The sequence below is a fragment of the Embleya sp. NPDC020630 genome (assembly GCF_044334985.1).
GTDB lineage: Bacteria > Actinomycetota > Actinomycetes > Streptomycetales > Streptomycetaceae > Embleya.
The window spans coordinates 167,863-184,606 of sequence record NZ_JBIRUB010000013.1 but is presented as its reverse complement, the minus strand read 5'-3'; the positions used below and the strand labels follow the sequence as shown (position 1 = coordinate 184,606).

The 16,744-nt window shown below is 71.0% G+C and carries 14 protein-coding genes; 9 read left to right on the top strand and 5 right to left on the bottom strand.

Annotated elements, in window-relative coordinates:
- The first annotated feature begins 128 nt into the window (after positions 1 to 128).
- Together ACH4XV_RS34395 and ACH4XV_RS34390 are read left to right on the top strand one after the other, a co-directional pair.
- Entirely contained in the window at positions 129 to 1,646 is a 1,518-nt protein-coding gene (locus tag ACH4XV_RS34395; protein ID WP_395796293.1) for an aldehyde dehydrogenase, read from the top strand.
- 112 nt (positions 1,647 to 1,758) lie between these two features.
- Positions 1,759 to 2,448 (top strand): gamma-glutamyl-gamma-aminobutyrate hydrolase family protein, encoded by a 690-nt coding sequence (locus ACH4XV_RS34390; RefSeq protein ID WP_395796247.1) that lies wholly within the window; start codon positions 1,759 to 1,761, stop codon positions 2,446 to 2,448.
- A 31-nt stretch (positions 2,449 to 2,479) separates the two neighbouring features.
- Here the strand turns inward: ACH4XV_RS34390 and ACH4XV_RS34385 are convergent, their stop codons facing one another.
- Together ACH4XV_RS34385 and ACH4XV_RS34380 are read right to left on the bottom strand one after the other, a co-directional pair.
- A complete protein-coding gene (locus tag ACH4XV_RS34385) occupies positions 2,480 to 2,860 on the bottom strand; it encodes a DUF4259 domain-containing protein (RefSeq protein WP_395796246.1) in 381 nt (126 codons plus the stop codon).
- A gap of 71 nt (positions 2,861 to 2,931) precedes the next feature.
- Positions 2,932 to 3,504 (bottom strand): MarR family winged helix-turn-helix transcriptional regulator, encoded by a 573-nt coding sequence (locus ACH4XV_RS34380; RefSeq protein WP_395796245.1) that lies wholly within the window; start codon positions 3,502 to 3,504, stop codon positions 2,932 to 2,934.
- Between the two features lie 197 nt (positions 3,505 to 3,701).
- On the opposite strand from ACH4XV_RS34380, the gene ACH4XV_RS34375 reads away from it, so the two are divergent.
- Positions 3,702 to 5,165: an APC family permease gene (locus ACH4XV_RS34375; protein ID WP_395796244.1), complete on the top strand. Its 1,464-nt coding sequence runs from the start codon at positions 3,702 to 3,704 to the stop codon at positions 5,163 to 5,165.
- Between the two features lie 63 nt (positions 5,166 to 5,228).
- Here the strand turns inward: ACH4XV_RS34375 and ACH4XV_RS34370 are convergent, their stop codons facing one another.
- Positions 5,229 to 6,053 (bottom strand): acetoacetate decarboxylase family protein, encoded by an 825-nt coding sequence (locus ACH4XV_RS34370; protein WP_395796243.1) that lies wholly within the window; start codon positions 6,051 to 6,053, stop codon positions 5,229 to 5,231.
- A 192-nt stretch (positions 6,054 to 6,245) separates the two neighbouring features.
- Here ACH4XV_RS34370 and ACH4XV_RS34365 point away from each other — a divergent pair, with 192 nt between their 5' ends.
- The 3 genes from ACH4XV_RS34365 (at position 6,246) to ACH4XV_RS34355 (ending at position 10,066) form a co-directional block, all read left to right on the top strand.
- Positions 6,246 to 7,604, top strand: coding sequence for a glutamine synthetase family protein (locus ACH4XV_RS34365; protein WP_395796242.1), 1,359 nt, complete (start codon positions 6,246 to 6,248; stop codon positions 7,602 to 7,604).
- Between the two features lie 48 nt (positions 7,605 to 7,652).
- Entirely contained in the window at positions 7,653 to 8,900 is a 1,248-nt protein-coding gene (locus ACH4XV_RS34360) for a cytochrome P450 (protein ID WP_395796292.1), read from the top strand.
- Positions 8,901 to 8,998: 98 nt separating this feature from the next.
- The gene (locus ACH4XV_RS34355; RefSeq protein ID WP_395796241.1) at positions 8,999 to 10,066 is read left to right on the top strand and encodes a PI-PLC domain-containing protein; all 1,068 of its coding nucleotides are present in this window, start codon (positions 8,999 to 9,001) and stop codon (positions 10,064 to 10,066) included.
- Positions 10,067 to 10,333: 267 nt separating this feature from the next.
- Here ACH4XV_RS34355 and ACH4XV_RS34350 read toward each other — a convergent pair whose 3' ends face one another.
- Together ACH4XV_RS34350 and ACH4XV_RS34345 are read right to left on the bottom strand one after the other, a co-directional pair.
- Entirely contained in the window at positions 10,334 to 11,026 is a 693-nt protein-coding gene (locus ACH4XV_RS34350; protein ID WP_395796240.1) for an HU family DNA-binding protein, read from the bottom strand.
- Positions 11,027 to 12,398: 1,372 nt separating this feature from the next.
- Positions 12,399 to 12,794 carry an MmcQ/YjbR family DNA-binding protein gene (locus ACH4XV_RS34345; protein ID WP_395796291.1) on the bottom strand — a complete coding sequence of 132 codons (396 nt, stop codon included), beginning with the start codon at positions 12,792 to 12,794 and terminating at the stop codon, positions 12,399 to 12,401.
- Between the two features lie 209 nt (positions 12,795 to 13,003).
- Here ACH4XV_RS34345 and ACH4XV_RS34340 point away from each other — a divergent pair, with 209 nt between their 5' ends.
- The 3 genes from ACH4XV_RS34340 to ACH4XV_RS34330 all read left to right on the top strand — a co-directional run bounded on the left by ACH4XV_RS34340 (position 13,004) and on the right by ACH4XV_RS34330 (position 16,722).
- On the top strand, positions 13,004 to 13,531 hold the full coding sequence (locus ACH4XV_RS34340) for a gamma carbonic anhydrase family protein (RefSeq protein WP_395796239.1): 528 nt from the start codon (positions 13,004 to 13,006) through the stop codon (positions 13,529 to 13,531).
- 540 nt (positions 13,532 to 14,071) lie between these two features.
- On the top strand, positions 14,072 to 15,268 hold the full coding sequence (locus ACH4XV_RS34335; protein WP_395796238.1) for a globin domain-containing protein: 1,197 nt from the start codon (positions 14,072 to 14,074) through the stop codon (positions 15,266 to 15,268).
- A 311-nt stretch (positions 15,269 to 15,579) separates the two neighbouring features.
- Positions 15,580 to 16,722 (top strand): nitric oxide synthase oxygenase, encoded by a 1,143-nt coding sequence (locus ACH4XV_RS34330; protein WP_395796290.1) that lies wholly within the window; start codon positions 15,580 to 15,582, stop codon positions 16,720 to 16,722.
- Positions 16,723 to 16,744 lie beyond the last annotated feature (22 nt).

Here is a 16,744-nt window from a genome sequence, read left to right as displayed (position 1 = left end):
GAACACGACGGTCAAGCCCTCTCCCCGGAAGGCCGTTCCGCTGTATCGTTTGCCCCCAAACAATCACCACGAAGGCCCGGCCTTCCGGTCGCCTCGCGCGGCCGACCGCCCCGACGAAAGCGGACACCATGACGGAGCACCCCAACCCGAACGACCCGAACGACCCGCCCCACCACCCCACGCATGACGACTGGCTGCGACGCGCCGACCGGCTCCGTCCCGTGACGGCCCATCACATCGACGGTGAGGACCACCCCGGCGGCGACACCTTCACCGTGATCGCCCCGCGCGACGGCACGCCCCTCGCCGAAGCCGCCCGCGCCGGGCAGCACGAGGTCGACCTCGCCGTCGGCGCCGCCCGCCGCGCCTTCGACGCCGGCCCCTGGCCCCGACTGGCCCCGGCCGATCGCGGCCGGGCGCTGATCCGGCTCGCCGACGCCGTCGAGGCCCACCGCGCCGAACTCGCGCTGACCGTCTCGCTGGAGATGGGCAAGCCGATCACCGAGGCGTACGACATCGAACTGCGCGCGGTGGCAGCCACGTTCCGCTGGTACGGCGAAGTCGCCGACAAGCTGGTCGACGAGGCACCACAGACCCCCGCCGACGCCCTGGCCCTGGTCACCCGCGAACCGGTGGGCGTGGTCGCGGCGGTCGTCCCGTGGAACTTCCCGCTCACGATGGCCGCCTGGAAGGTCGCCCCGGCACTGGCGGCCGGCTGCACCGTCGTCCTCAAGCCCGCCGAACAATCACCGCTGTCCGCCCTGCGGTTGGGCCGCCTCGCCAGCGAAGCCGGCCTGCCGCCGGGGGTGTTCAACGTGATCGCCGGCGAGGGCCCGACCACCGGCCGCGCCCTCGGCCTGCACCCGGACGTCGACGTGCTCGCGTTCACCGGCTCCACCGCCGTCGGCCGGCACTTCCTGCGCTACGCCGCCGACTCCAACCTCAAGCGGGTCTGGCTCGAACTGGGCGGGAAATCCCCGCACATCGTGCTGCCCGACGCCGACATACCGGCCGCCGCGGCAAGCGCCGCATGGGGCATCTTCTTCAACCAGGGCGAGATGTGCACCGCGCCGTCCCGGCTGCTCGTGCACTCCTCGATCGCCGACGAGGTGGTGGACGCGGTGGTCGACCGGGCCCGCGCGCTGCGCGTCGGCGACCCGCTCGATCCGGCCACCACGATGGGCGCGCTGGTGACCGCCGAGCACCTGGCCCGGGTCGGGGACCACATCGCCCGCGCCGACGCCGCCGGCGCCCGGCTGCGCACCGGCGGGGCCCGGCTCGATCGCCCGGGCCACTACCTGGAGCCGACCGTGTTCGACCGGGTCACCCCCGACATGGCGCTCGCCCGCGAGGAGGTCTTCGGCCCGGTGCTGGCGGTGCTCACGTTCGACACCGAGGACGAGGCGATCCGCCTCGCCAACGCGACCGAGTACGGCCTCGCGGCCGGCGTGTGGACCACCGACCTCTCCGCCGCGCACCGCCTGTCCCGAGCGATCCGCGCCGGCACGGTCTGGGTCAACTGCTACGAGGAGGGCGGCCTCAACGTCCCGTTCGGCGGCGTCAAACAATCGGGCCACGGCCGGGACAAGTCGCTGCACGCGCTCGACAAGTACACCGACCTCAAGACGACCTGGATCAGCCTGTGACGCCGCCGGCCGGCGACTCACCCGACCCGCACGGCGGTTGGTCCCGAGCGGCCGGTCCGCCGGCCCCGACCCCACAGCGCGCCACCGTCCCGCCGCACCTCCGGAGACCCCCGTGCCCCGCCCCCTGATAGCCCTCCCCTGCCGGTTCGCGGCCACCACGTCCGCGCTGCGCTACGCCGCCGAGGTCACCGCCCGCGCCCTCGCCGAGGCGGTGTACCGGGCGGGCGGTGAGCCGTTCATGATGCACCCGGCCGAACCCGCCGGCGCCGCCGGCCGGTTGGCCCGCGTCGATGGCCTACTGCTGCCCGGCGGCGGCGATTTGGCGCCCAGCACCTACGGCGCGGACACCGCGCACGCCGAGGTGTACGACGTCGACGCCGACCAGGACGCCTTCGACCTCGCCGCCGCCCGCCACGCGCTGGCCGTCGGCCTGCCCACCCTCGCCGTGTGTCGCGGCCTCCAGGTGGTCAACGTGGCGCTCGGCGGCACGCTGTCCCAGGACATGCCCGTCCACCACCGCCACGTCGTGCACCCGGTGACGCTGACCCCCGACTCGACCACCGCCCGCGCCGCCGGCACCAAGGACCTGGACGTCTCCTGCTACCACCACCAGGCGATCGACCGCCCGGCCCCCGGCCTCCGGATCACCGGCACCGCCACCGACGGCATCGTCGAGGCGGTCGAACTCGTCGACCCCGCAGGCTGGTTTGTCGCGATCCAGTGGCACCCCGAGGACACCGCCGCCACCGACCCGACCCAACAGGCCCTGTTCGACGCACTGATCGAGGCGGCCACGAGGTAACCACCCGCGGCACGACACGGCACGCAGCGTGCTATCGGGCGGCCACCTCGGCGCACGCCCGCACCATACGGTCGAACGTGGCGATCTGGATCTCCCGGCGCTCCTTCTTCCACTCCTCCGACGGCCCCAGACCGTCGATGGTGCGTTCCCAAACGCCCATGAAGGTCTCCTTCCAGCCCTCGACCACCTCGGCGGCGGGCATGCTGTCCGCGACATAGCCGGCGTCGTACAGCGCGCACACCAGTTCCAGGTTGCACGGGATCGCCACACCCCAGTACTCGTCCGGCTCCAGCTGTACCGGATCGTCCGCCGCCATCACCTCGGCGACCTCGTCGACGAGCCGATCCACGATCATCGTCAAGTGCTCATGGGCGGGATCGCTGTCGAAGTTGCCACTGCCCCACGTACCCACGTTTCCTCCTCGTCCGGACCACCCGCTCGATGCGGCGCACCGAGCGAAGCAGACCCGTCCGACATCCGCCCCTATCCCTTCGGCCGTCGCCCCCCGCGCCTCGGCTTCGGTTCGCCGCCGGCCAGGAGTTCCTGGCGGCGTTCCTCTCCCTTGGCCTCCAGCTGCGCCACGATGCGGCGCAGGCCGTCGGCCAGGGTGAGGCATTCGTCCGGGGTCAGGTCGTCGGCGACGAAGGCCTCCTCGGCGTTGAAGGCGGGGAAGACCCGGGCCATCAGCTCCTCGCCGGCGGGGGTCAACGAGAGCAGCACGAGCCGGCCGTCGGTGGCGTGCGCAGTGCGGTTGAGCAGCCCGCGCGTCTCCAGGGTGCGGGCGACGCCGGTGAGCGTGCCCTTGGAAATGCCCGCCTCCTCGGCGACGTGCCGGGTCTCGCTCTCACCCCAGATCCACACCTCCCACAACACCGTGAACGCGGTCCAGGTGAGTTCGGCGTCGCGCAGCACCGAGTTCTCCAGGTGCTGGCGCACCGCGGCGGCGGCCCGGTAGATGTTCGACACCGCGGCCATCTGCTCGCGCCGCAGCGGGATGTCGCCCAGCCGGGCCTGAACGGCCTTCTCCGTCTCGGTGATGGACCGCTTGCCGACCAACGTGCCCCGCCTTATCTAGTCGTGCGCGTATCCGGCCCCGGCCCGATACGCCCTGTGCACCTTGAAATCTAGCCCTTGTGAGGACCTGTTTGCATCCGTACGATCGGCGGCACTCGCAGATCGTACGGACCCAAACGAATGGCTTCCCGCCCGTTCCCACCGGTCCCCACCCGTCCCCATCCTCGGAGGCGCCGGACATGGCAGTCAGAGAAGCGTCGACGAACAACTCCTCCGCCCCCGACCCGACCGTCTCCTCGCGCGGTTCGCTCGGCGTCGCGCACATCGTCTTCTTCGTGGTGGCGGCCTCCGCCCCCCTCACCGTCGCCGCCGGCGGCATCCCGCAGAGCCTCGCGGTCACCGAGACGTCCGGCATCCCGGCGGCCTACCTCGTCCTGGCCGCCCTGCTCGCCGTCTTCAGCGTCGGCTACGCGGCGATGAGCCGGCGGATCACCGGCGCGGGCGCGTTCTACGCCTACGTGGCCCAGGGCCTGGGCCGGGTCGCCGGCCTCGGCGCCGCGTTCGTCGCGCTGATCTCGTACAACGCCATGCAGATCGGCATCTACGGCCTGTTCGGCTTCACCACGGCCGACTTCCTGGACGCCAAGTTCGGGTGGCACGTCGACTGGTGGGTGATCGTCCTGGTCGGCATCACGATCGTCGGCACCCTCGGCTACCTGCGGATCGACCTGAACGCGCGGGTGCTGGCCGCGCTGCTGATCGCCGAGACGATCACCGTACTGGTCTTCGACATCGGCGCGTTCGGCCACGCTCCCGAGGGCGTGTCGCTGCACCCCTTCTCCTGGGACGCGCTGACCACCGGCTCGATGGGCGCGGCCTTCTGCTTCGTGATGGCCTCCTTCACCGGCTTCGAGTCGGCCGCGATCTACGGCGAGGAGTGCCGGGATCCCCGGCGCACCGTGGCCCGCTCGACCTACATCTCGGTCGGCGTGATCGGCGTGCTGTACGCGATCACCGCCTGGGCGCTGATCAGCGGCGCGGGTACCGACAAGGCGGTCGCGGCGGCGGGCGAGCACGGACCGAACCTGATCTTCGTGCTCGGCGGCGACCAGATCGGCTCGGGTTTCGCCGACGTGGCCCAGGTGTTCCTGATCACCAGCCTGTTCGCCGCGCTGCTGTCCTTCCACAACGCGGTCGCCCGCTACTTCTTCGCGCTCGGACGCGAGGGAGTGCTGCCGACCCCGCTGGGCCGCACCCATCCGCGCAACGACTCCCCACACCTGGGTTCGGCCACCCAGACCGTGCTCGCCGCGGCCGTGGTGATCGTGTTCGCCGTGCTCGACCGCGACCCGATGGCGACCCTGTTCAACTGGTTCACCAACCTGGGCGCGCTCGGCGTGATGTTGCTCCTGGTGCTGACCTCGCTCGCGGTGATCGCCTTCTTCCTGCGACACGGCGCCGACGGCGAGAACGCGTGGAGCCGCTGGGTGGCGCCCGCCGTCGCCGCGGTACTGCTCGCGGTGGTGTTCGTCGCCGCCCTGGACAACTTCGGCGTACTCCTGGGCGTCGACTCGGGCTCCGCGCTGCGCTGGGTGCTGCCCGCGCTGGTGCTCGGCGCGGGGGCGGTGGGTGCGCTGTTCGCGCTGTACCTGCGCGCGGCCCGACCGCACGTGTACGCGGGCATCGGGCGGGGGCGCGGCTGACCGCGGATACGCGAAGGGCCCTGCCGGTCGGCAGGGCCCTTCGCGCGTGTACTCCCGCCGGGCCTACGCCACGCCCGACACCCCCGACGCGCCGCTCGCCAGCAGCGTGCCGCCGTTCCACACCACGCCGACCTGGCGGTAGTAGGCGCCGATCGGCTCGATCGGCTCCAGCCGGGCCAGTTCCTCCGTGGGCGCCTCGAACAGGGTCAACTCCGCGTCGCCGGCCCACGCCTGCCCGCCCTCGGCGGACTCGGCGCCGGTGACCACCAGTTCGTCCAGGGCCAGTCCCCCGCCCGGTTCGATCGACGGCAACCAGCGGTGGTGCGCCATCGGATGCCCGTTGACGAAGCCGTTGGTCGGCGCGGGCTCGCGCAGCGTCACCACCACCTCGGCGAGGCGCCGGTCGGCGGCGGCGAGGGTGGCACCGAACCTCGCGCCCGCCTCGATCCGGGGCGCCGGGCCGTACGGGTGCGGCCGGGTCTGGTGGATCGAGCCCAGCTTCTTCGGATAGCCCTGATGCAGTCCGCGCGCGATGGCGAAGTCCTTGTCCACCCAGATGTACACGCAGCGCGAGTAGGTCACCCCCGCGTAGCGGCAGCGCACGACCACGAAGCACTCCTTGTACTGCGCGCGCACCGGGTCGAGCAGTTCGCCCCGTCCGGCCGAACAGGACTGCCAGTCGGCCCAGATCAGCGCGACCGCGCCGGGGTCGTCGTCGGCGAGTTCGAGTTGTGGGGGCAGCAGTTCGGCCACCCGGGCGGGGTCGGTGCGGTACTCGACGGTGAGCAGGTCGCCGGAGTAGTGCCAAGGGGGTGCGGGGATCATCGACGACCGGCCCGTGCCGGTCTTGGGGTGGAAGAAACCGTGTACGCCGCGTACGCCGGTCATGGCGCCTCCCTCTGCGAGCCCGAAGCCGAGCAGTGCATCGTTTGGGTCCGTACGATATGCCTCCCACTCCGCGTTGTCACGTGCGTAAAAGGCTTGTCCAACCCCTTGTGCGACACCTGGGACCTCCATATGGTTTGGGCTCAAACGAATCGGCTCGTGCCGCCGCCGTCCATCCCGTGCGAGGAGAATCCGGTGAATCCATCCGAGTCGGACCGGGTCCACGACATCGTCGCCGAGCTGCGGGCGCGCGGGATCGACGTGGTCCGGGTCGCCTACCCGGACCTGATCGGCACCGATCGTGGTCGCGACGTGCTGGTGGACCACCTGCCCTCTGTGCACGCCCACGGACTGGCCTTCTGTCGCGCGGTCTTCCACACCACACCCCGGGGCGAGACCGTCGCCGTCGCCGGCGGCATGGACGCGGGGTTGCCGGACATCTGCGTGTACCCGGACCTGGACACCCTGGTCGACATTCCGTGGGAGCCGGGCGTGGCGTGGTGTCTGGGCGACACCATGGACCCGGCGACCGGGCGACCCGCCGCCGAGGCACCGCGCTCGGTACTGCGCGACGTGCTGCGTCGCATGGCCGACGAGACCGGGCTGCGGCCGGTGGTCGGGCCCGAGTTGGAATACTTCCTGTGCGAGCCGGACCCGGACCTCCGGGGCGGGTGGCGGCGGTACGGCGACGCGCCGGGCAACGTCTACGTCGCGGGCCGGCGCGGCGACCCGGACGGCCACCTGCTGCGCACCCTGCGCCACCTCGGCAGGCTGGGCATCGGCGCCACCACCGGCAACCACGAGTACTGCTCGGGCCAGTTCGAGATCAACCTGCACCACTCGGACGCGCTCGACGCCGCCGACCGGGCCTTCCGCTTCAAGGCATCGGTCAAGGAACTGGCCCGCCTGGAAGGCCGGTTGGCCACCTTCATGGCCAAACCCTTCGCGGACGAGGGTGGTTCCGGGTTCCATCTGCACCTGAGCTGCGTGGACCCGGACGGGACCAACGCGTTCGACGACCCCGACGGGGCGCACGGCCTGTCCACCGTCGCGCACCACGCCATCGCCGGCGTACTCGCGCACGCCCCCGGGCTGGCCGCGCTGCTGAACCCGACGGTCAACTCGTACAAACGTTTCGGGCCGGACACGCTCGCGCCGTGGCTGATCGACTGGGGCCTGGACAACCGCAGCGCGATGGTGCGGATACCGCCCGAGCGCGGCGCCGGCGCGCGCCTGGAGATCCGCCTCGGCGACGCGAGCGCGAACCCGTACCTGGCCGTCGCCGGGCTGCTCGCCGCGGTGCATCTGGGCCTGCGCGACAAGGCGATGCCGCCGCCCCCGCTGGAGGGGTACGGCTACGACACCGCCAAGGCGCCGGTCCTGCCCGCGACGCTGACCGAGGCGCTGGACGCCTTCGCGGCCGACGACGCGCTCACCGCGCTGCTCGGCGCGGAGTTCACCGACGCCTTCCTCACCTACAAGCGCGACGAGGTCGCCCGCTTCCACCGGCACGTCACCGACTGGGAGTTCACCGAGTACGCCCACCACCTCTGAGGAGCCCGCGTGCGCACCCCCACCACCGCCTCGGCGACACCCGAGCCGATGCCGCTCGACGAGATCGACCTCACGGACAACGACCGTTTCCTCGACGGCGAGACGCCGTGGCGCATGTTCCACACGCTGCGCCGCGAGGATCCCGTGCACTGGCAGCCCGAACCGGCGCCGAACAGCGGCTTCTGGGCGGTGACCCGGCACGCCGACATCGTCGCGGTCGACCGCGACCCGCAGACCTTCACCTCCACACGCTTCACCAACCTGGAGGAGGTCGACGACTCGCAGATCGCCATCCGCCGCTCGCTCCTGGAGACCGACGGCCTGCGCCACGGCGCGCTGCGCAGGCTGCTGCAAAAGCAGTTCACGCCGCGCGCGATCGCCGACTACGGCACGTTCCTGCGCGGGCTGACCGCCCGCACCCTCGACAACGCACTGGCCAAGGGCACGTTCGACTTCGTGCACGAGGTCTCCGCCGACTTCCCGATCAACGTGCTGGCCAAGATGCTGGACGTGCCGGGCGAGGACACCGGGAAACTGATCGACTGGGGCAACCGCATCATCGGCAACACCGACCCGGACTACGCGGACGTACTCCTGGAGAGCGCGGAGAGCGAGCGGTATCGCGACCTGCCCTTCCGCAGCCCGGCCTCGCTCGAAGTCTTCGCCTACGGACGCGAGTTGGCCGAACGACGCCGGGGCGGCGAGGGCACCGACCTGGTCAGCCGGCTGGTCAACCGGGCCCCCTCCGACGGTGTGCCGCTGTCACGGCACGACTTCGACAACTACTTCCTGCTTCTGGTCGTGGCCGGCAACGAGACCACCCGACACGCGATCTCGCACTCGATGCTGGCCCTGCTGGACAACCCGACCCAGCTGGAGCTGCTGCGCGACAACCTCGCGCTGATGCCGGACGCCGTCGAGGAGTTCCTGCGCTGGGCCTCGCCCGTCTACCACTTCCGCCGCACCGCGACCCGGGACGTCGAGATCGGCGGCAGGCGCATCCGCGAGGGCGACAAGGTGGTGATGTGGTTCGCCTCCGGCAATCGGGACGAGGCGGTGTTCGAGAACCCGTACGACTTCGACGTCACCCGACGCGGCGTCGACCACGTCACCTTCGGCAAAGGCGGCCCGCATTTCTGCCTCGGCAACGCTTTGGCCCGCCTGGAGATGCGGATCATGTTCGAGGAACTGCTCCCCCGAATCGCCGACATCCGCCTGGCCGGCGAGATCCGCCGGGTGCGTTCGAACTTCGTCAACGGCATCAAGGAACTCCCGGTGACGGTGACATTGGCCTGAACACCGTCATGCGTGAAGCCGGATCGCCCGAAAGGGGTCGCGGGCCGGTCGGTTCGTGGGGGTCACATCGTGAGGGATTCCGGGTACGTTCCCGGGCCATGGACTCTTCCGGCGGCGTCTCGGCCGCCTCTCTCGGATCCCGCGAACACCGCGGCGCGCGCGGCGGGTCGCGTTCAACCGGCCGGCCCGGACTCGGGCTGCTCGTCGTGGTGTTCGCCCTCCTGGCCGCCCTCCTCCCCTCGGCCGCCTCCGCCGTCGGCTCCGCGGCACCCCTCACCGCCGCGGAGCAACGCTGGGGCAACGCCCGGCTGGATCAGGTCGGTTCGCTGACCACGCACAACTCGTTCACCAACTACGAGGACTCCAGATGGTCCTCGGTCAACCAATCCGAGTCGGTGCGCAACCAGTTGGCCGGCGGTGTACGCGGATTGATGCTCGACACACACTGGTACGAGCACAGCACCGCGCTGTGCGTGATCAGCTTCGGCAGCGACTGCTACCCGAGCGACGTCTACCTGTGCCACGGCGACTGCAAGGCGTTCGCGGGAGTGACGTACGCACTGCCCCGGCAGAGCTTCGCGGGCACGATGCAGACCGTCGTGGACTTCCTGACCGCGAATCCGCTGGAGGTGGTGTCCGTCTTCCTGGAGGACTACGTCGACACCGAGCAACTGCGCGGCTCGCTCGGCCGGGTGCGCGGCCTGTCGGATCTGCTGTTCCGCCCGGATACCGCCGGGGTACGCGACAACGGCTGGCCGAGGGTGGCGGACCTGGTCGGCGCGAACAAGCGGCTGTTGATGTTCTCCGACCGGTCGGACAAGACGAGCCTGGGGGTGATGTACGACAAGGCGTGGACCGTGCAGAACTACTGGAGCCTGGGCGACCTGGGCAACGACCTCGCCTGTACGAGCCGCTGGTCGGACGTGCCGTTGGACCGGACCGAACCGGGCTTTCGCCGGTTGTTCGTGATGAGCCACTTCCGCAACGTGCCGACGGTGGGCACCGCGGCCCTGGACAACGGGACCAAGCTCAGAAATCGAATCGCACAGCAGTGCGAACAGGCGGCGGGCCGCGCCCCGAACTTCGTCGCGGTCGACTTCCATCGACTGTCGGACGGGAGCGGCCATACCCCGGCGTCGATCGTGGCCGAGCTGAACGGGCGGTAGAGCCGGCGCCGGCGCCCGTCGCGGCGGTGCGTGCGCCGCGGACGGGCTCGGGGCAAAATCGGCCGGGCGAGCCCGTGGTGTCCGGTCGAGCGTGGTCGACCAGCACGGTGTGCCGCGACGGGTGGTCGACGAGATGGTGCTTCGGCGGGTCGCCCCGCCGGAGCGTGTGCGTATCGGGAGATGGGCCGCCGTGCCGCGCCGGCGCGGCGAGCCCGGTCGGACCGCCCCGTGTGGGCGGTCCGACCATCACATCCGACCGGGTGGTCCTCAGGCGCGGTTGGCGCTGCGAGCGCCGGTCGCGCGCTTGGCGGCGGTCCCCTTGCGACCGGAAGCGCCGCGCGTCGGCGGCTTGGCGGCCTTCTTGGCGGTGGTCTTCGCCGGGGTCGCCTTGGCCGTGGTCTTCTTGGCGGTCGTCTTCTTGGCGGTCACCTTCTTGGCGGTGGTCTTCTTCGCCGCGGTGGTCTTGGCCGCCGCGGTCGCCCGGGTGGTGGCCTTCTTCGCGGTGGTCTTGCGCGCGGCGGCCGGCGCGGCGGCGCGCGTGGTGGCCTTCTTGGCCGTCTTCTTGGCGGTGGCCTTCTTCGCGGTGGTCTTCTTGGCCGCGGCCTTCTTGCCCGCGACGGTGGTGCCGCCGGACACGGTGCCCGGGGACGCCTTCTTGATCGCGGTCTCGCCCTTGGTCAGCTTCTTGGTACCGCCGGTGAGGTCCTTGAAGCCCTGGCCCGGGCGGAAGCGCGGCACCGACGTCTTCTTGACCCGAACCCGTTCGCCCGTCTGGGGGTTACGGGCGTAACGAGCGGCCCGGTCGACCTTCTCGAACGACCCGAAGCCGGTGACCGAGACCCGGTCACCCGCGACGACCGAACGAATGATGGTGTCCAAAACCGCGTCGACCGCTTCCTCGGCCGCAGCCCGGCCGCCGAGCTTGTCGGCGATGGCTTCGACGAGTTGTGCCTTGTTCATGAGACGCCTTTCGTGGTGCGGGGGTACCGATCGCTTTCGACCGGCCGGACCATCCGACCGATCGGGTCGAACGCCGTTGCGCCAGTACCCATTTCCATGACTGTAACTCTCCGTCACACGGGGGGCATTTCGAACTGCGGTAACGACGCGCTCGAAACACCCCCTTGGATCAACGACGGGGACCCCGCACGGAGATCGGTCCGACACCGACCAAATCCGCGTATCCGGTCGCGACGTTCGCCGGCGGAGGACCGTTTTCCCCTTGTGGGACAAGGCCCGAGGCGGCACGAGGGCCCTCGGATCCGGCGCGGGAAACACCCCTTCGGCCCCCTGTCGAGGGTCCGGTAATCGGGAAATACGCGCCGACACGCGGCCGGTCGAGACCGATTTCCCACCCCGGCGCGCCAACACCCGTCGGCGCACGGGACGGAACCGGGCTCCCCAACACGAGGCGTCGGCCGGGCCGGAGGCGTGCTCGCGGGTCGAACTCGGGACATCGGGCGGCCCCACGACGGGAGGGATACCGGTGGCGGAAATGCCGCGAGCGCACGCCGATCCGGGGCTCACGACGGCGGGCGTACGGCCGGGGGCACCATGCGTCGGCCGTGAAAGGGTCCACGCGCGGGACAGAGTCGCTCAAAGCGCCCCGGTCGACCCCTGGGACGGGCGGTGGACTCCAGGCCCGTGGAGGGCGATTCAGGGCGCTCCAGGGCGAACCGGATCCCGAAACAGGCGGATCCCGGGGAAGGAAGGCACATCCGGGCCGGCTTCCCGACTCCCTGCGCCGAATCGGGCCGATCGCCCCCGGAACCCACCACGAAACATGACGGATCGGGGCGCCCCGGGCGCCCCGATCACGGCGGGGCGAGTCCATGAACCCGCAGCTCACACCACACTCCGACCGGCCGACGGCTCCCGGAGACTCACCCTCAGTCACCCTCGCACCCGTTCCGTATTGCTTGGCCGCGCCCCTTCCGGAATTCCGACTTCGGCATGCCGAATAGCGGTTGGTGCACCCGAGAAAGCGAACGAATGAGCGAGAAATCGAACGGGGCCGAGCCAATCCGCGCCCCCGCCCGGGGCGCGGCAGGCGGGCGGACCCGGCCGACGACCTCCACCACCCACCCGACGGTCCCGGGAAATCGCCCACGGCCCCACGGCCCGAACCCACACCCTCCCGATACGTGCGGCCACCGCCGACCGGGCGGGCCACTCCGGGGACGACGACCGCGAGCCGCCTCGTCCCGGAACTCGTCGCAGCGGTCATCCTGTTGCGCGAACCGCCTCGGAACCCGCTGGCGAACGACGCCGGTTGGCGGCCACCCCGTCCGGCCGCAGGGCCGGCCGGGAGGACCGGAAGGTGTCGGCGCCGTTATCCGTCCTCGCGATTGCGTTCCCGCTGCCCCGGCCAGTCGAGCCTGAGCCGTTGCAGTCGCGGCAGGGAGGCGACCACCAGATCGTAGGAGTCCTCGATGAGATCCCGCACCATCGCCTCCGGCAACGAGCCGTCCAGGGTCACGGTGTTCCAATGCCGCTTGTTGAGGTGGTAGCCGGGCACGATCGCGGGGTGATCGTTGCGCAGCCGAACCGCCAGGTCCGGATCGCACTTCAGGCTCACCCGCAGCGGCGGCGTGTCGGTCAGCGTGGACAGGGCGAAGATCTTCCCACCGACCTTGAAGGTCGACACATCCGGGTTCCGTCCGAACGGAAACTCCTCGACGGCGCCGTTGAACCCGAGGCACACCCCCCGAAGCCGCCCCGCACCCATCCCCGGCAACCGCCGCGCATCAGCCATCCCGCCAGTATGCCCAGGCATCGGGCGCAGAACCCGACGACATCGCGGCGCGCGACCTTTGCGCCGCGGAATCCGGCCGAGACAGGCCCCCTGGGGCGTGGCACTGCCGGTCGGGGGCCGCGAAGCCGCGGCTACAGTGCCAGGGTCGCGGATCGGGTGGGTCCGCGTGTCGAAGGAGGGTCATGTCCAACCCGCTGATCGCCGCCGTGGGCGGACGCGTTCCGCAGGTCGATCCCGCCGCGTTCGTCGCGGTGAACGCGACCGTGGTCGGCGCCGTCACCCTCGCCGCCGGGTCGAGCGTCTGGTACGGCGCGGTGTTGCGCGGCGACGCCGAGTCGATCGCCGTGGGCCCCGAAACCAATATCCAGGACAACTGCACCGTGCACAGCGACCCCGATTTCCCCACGGTGATCGGCGCGCGGGTGTCCGTGGGCCACAACGCGGTACTGCACGGCTGCACGATCGAGGACGACGTCCTGGTCGGGATGAACTCCACCGTCCTCAACGGCGCGCACATCGGCGCCGGCGCCCTGATCGCCGCCGGCGCGGTGGTCCCGCAGGGCATGCGGGTGCCGCCGGGCGTGTTGGTCGCCGGTGTACCGGGCCGGATCCGGCGCGAACTCACCGAGGAGGAGCGCGCCGGCATCAAGGCCAACGGCGTCGGTTACCGGTTCCTGGCGCAGGCTCACGGCGAGATCACCCCGCTCTGACCCCACCCGCACCGCCGACGGACCGCGCCCTCGCGTCGACCCGGGGCGCGGTCCGTGCGCTTATGCGGACTTTTCGGGCGCGCGGCGAGGCTTCGCCGAGCCGATTCCCGGGCGTCGCGCCCCCGCCCACAACCGTCGGGGGCGGCCACTCGCGCGATGCGTCCGCGACGCGCGTAGACACGATTCGGCGCGTGCCGCCCACCTCCGCGACGACGCACTCGGCCGTCCCGGGCTCCGGCCGGGCGGTTCCCGGCACCCTCGCACGCCGCTCTCCGCCGGCCGGAATTGCACTCTCACCTGGGGGTTTACCACTCCCATACGTGTGCGTACGGCTGCGGAGAGTGTGGGTGGATTACCGGTCAACCGGCGCATAACAGACTTCTATCCCTCCAGAACCGGAACCGGGCCTTCGGCTTGACGCCGGGCCAATGATCCGATGATCGTGTTCCGGCCGCCGGTGTTCCGCGATGGACTCGCGAAGGACTCGCGACGGAACCGGCCGAGCAACCCTCTTGTGGAAGGGCTACCGATGGGCCGATTTTGGAATCCAACGACGCAGACCACATCCGACATAACGACGCCGACTTCATCCGGTACAACCTCGCGGTCGTCGCTCCTCGGGCCGCCGACGTCACGTCCCACTTCTACGCGCTGCTGTTCCTGCGGCAGCCCGAACTCCGCGACCTTTTCCCCCCGGCGATGGACGTCCAGCGCGATCGCCTGCTGCACGCACTGATCCGCATCGTCGGCGATCTGGACGACGCTCCCGCGCTGCACGGCTACTTAGGCCAACTCGGCCGCGACCATCGCAAGTTCGACGTGATCGCCGAACACTACGACCTGGTCGGGGAATGCCTGGTCGCCGCACTCGCCCGCTACAGCGGCGAAACCTGGAACGACGCGGTACAGGCCGCCTGGGTACGCGCGTACGGCGCGGCGGCCAAAATCATGACCGGCGCCGCCGACGAGGACGCCCGGACCAACCCCCCGCACTGGGCGGCCGAAATCGTCTCGCACCACAAGGCCGCCGACGACATCGCGGTGGTCACCGTCCGCCCCGATATCCCGTTCCCGTACCGCGCCGGCCAGTACACGTTCCTGGAAACCCCGTGGTGGCCACGGGTATGGCGGGCCTACTCGATCGCCAACGCGCCCGACCCCCAGGGCCTGCTCACCTTCCACGTGCGCTCGGTACCGGCCGGTTGGGTCAGCAACGCCCTGGTCCACAAGGCCAAGCCGGGCGACCGGATCAAACTCGGTGCCGCCATGGGCGAGATGGTCGTCGACCACCTGGCACCCAACCCGATGTTGTGCGTCGCGGGCGGTACCGGACTCGCACCGCTGAAGGCGATGGTGGAGGAACTGGCCTACTACGGCACCGATCGGTTCGTCGACCTCTTCTACGGCGCCAGCGCGCACAGCGGCCTGTACGGCTTGGAGGACCTGCTGCGCCTGTCCCAGAAGGTGTCCTGGCTGCGGGTCAGACCCGCGCTCGACGACCTGACCCTGGCCGGGATCAGCGGAGGGATATCGGAGGTGGTCGGCGAGTACGGGCCGCGCTTCGACTGCGACGCGTATCTCAGCGGACCTCCCGCAATGGTGCTCGACAGCGCCCGGGTACTGCGCCGACTGGGCCTGAACAGAAGCCAGATCCACCACGATCCGGTCGTCGGCGCGTACGCCGACGAGGCCGAGGTCGAGATCCCGACCCCCGTCGCCGCGGAGGCACCCGGCTGAACCCTCGGACCACCCTCGCCGTCTCGTACCCCGCCCAGACCCGAAACAGGCTCCCGCGACCCGGTCGTCGCGCCGCCGAGCCGGTTCCCAGGAGAACGTTGACCGAACACGGCAGCACCCGAATCCGCGAGGATCAGCCGTCACCCGTCGGGTCCCATCCCGGAGTTCCGTCACCGCCCGACGAAGTCGCCTGTCCCACGGGCCGATTCCCCGCCCCACCGGGCCACCCTCCCGCGGCGGCGGTCGAAGCGGGCGCGATACCGGCCCAACTCGCCGCACCGGCGGCATCCCTGCCCGCCCCGCCACCGCTGATCCACTCCCCACGCCCCCGCGGTGCCGTCGATCCCGAACTCGCCCGCTCCTTCCTGGAGCGTTTCCTCCGTGAGACCAAGTCGCCCGTGGATCCCGCGAGTCGATGGCGTGAGATCGCCGAGCAGATCCGGGACACCGGCACCTACACCCACACCTCCGCCGAACTCACCTGGGGCGCCCGGGTCGCCTGGCGCAACTCGGCCCGCTGCATCGGCCGGCTGTACTGGAACAGCCTGGCCGTGCGCGACCGCCGACACGTGAGCCGGCCCGACGAAGTCGCCGCGCAGTGCGCCGGGCACCTGCGCGAGACCTGGCGCGGCGGCCGGATCCGCCCGACGCTGACGGTGTTCGCCCCCGACACCCCCACCGGTCCGCAGGTACGGATCTGGAACGAGCAGCTGATCCGCTACGCCGGCTACCGTCGCGCGGACGGCACCCCGGTGGGCGACGGCCGCAATCTCGGCATCACCGATCTCGCACACGAACTCGGCTGGCGCGGCGAGGGCACCGAGTTCGACCCGCTGCCGCTGATCATCGAGGGCCGGGACGGCCGGCTGCGGCCGTACGCACTGCCCCCGGACGCGATCCGCGAGATCGCGCTGACCCACCCCGAGCACCCGGACTTCGCCGACCTGGGGCTGCGCTGGCACGCGGTCCCGGCGATCTCCAACATGCGCCTGGAGATCGGCGGCGTCTCGTACAGCGCGGCGCCGTTCAACGGCTGGTACATGGGCACCGAGATCGGCGCCCGCAACCTGGTCGACGCGGATCGCTACGACGCGCTGCCGGCGATCGCCGAGTTGTTCGCGCTGGACACCTCCAGCGAGCGCACGTTGTGGCGCGATCGGGCCCTGATCGAGCTCAACCGGGCCGTACTGCACTCCTTCGACACGGCCGGCGCGACCATCACCGACCACCACACCGAGTCCACCCGCTTCCTGCGCCACGTCGAGCGCGAGGCCGAGGCGGGTCGCAGGTGTCCGGCGGACTGGAGTTGGATCGTGCCACCCGTCTCGGGCGGGCTGACCCCGGTGTACCACCGCTACTACGACGACCACGACGAACACACCCTGACCCCGGCGTACATCCTCGACGAGGCGGCGACCCGACGGGCGGCGGGCGAGGTCGGAGGGCTGAGGTAGCCCGAGACCCGAGGCGGGTTAT

Bases quoted from the DNA above. Each gene is read 5' to 3' on its own strand.
- ACH4XV_RS34395 (WP_395796293.1), top strand. From the start codon at position 129: ATGACGGAGCACCCCAACCCGAACGACCCGAACGACCCGCCCCACCAC.
- ACH4XV_RS34375 (WP_395796244.1), top strand. From the start codon at position 3,702: ATGGCAGTCAGAGAAGCGTCGACGAACAACTCCTCCGCCCCCGACCCG.
- ACH4XV_RS34370 (WP_395796243.1), bottom strand. From the start codon at position 6,053: ATGACCGGCGTACGCGGCGTACACGGTTTCTTCCACCCCAAGACCGGC.
- ACH4XV_RS34360 (WP_395796292.1), top strand. From the start codon at position 7,653: ATGCCGCTCGACGAGATCGACCTCACGGACAACGACCGTTTCCTCGAC.
- ACH4XV_RS34355 (WP_395796241.1), top strand. From the start codon at position 8,999: ATGGACTCTTCCGGCGGCGTCTCGGCCGCCTCTCTCGGATCCCGCGAA.
- ACH4XV_RS34350 (WP_395796240.1), bottom strand. From the start codon at position 11,026: ATGAACAAGGCACAACTCGTCGAAGCCATCGCCGACAAGCTCGGCGGC.
- ACH4XV_RS34345 (WP_395796291.1), bottom strand. From the start codon at position 12,794: ATGGGTGCGGGGCGGCTTCGGGGGGTGTGCCTCGGGTTCAACGGCGCC.
- ACH4XV_RS34340 (WP_395796239.1), top strand. From the start codon at position 13,004: ATGTCCAACCCGCTGATCGCCGCCGTGGGCGGACGCGTTCCGCAGGTC.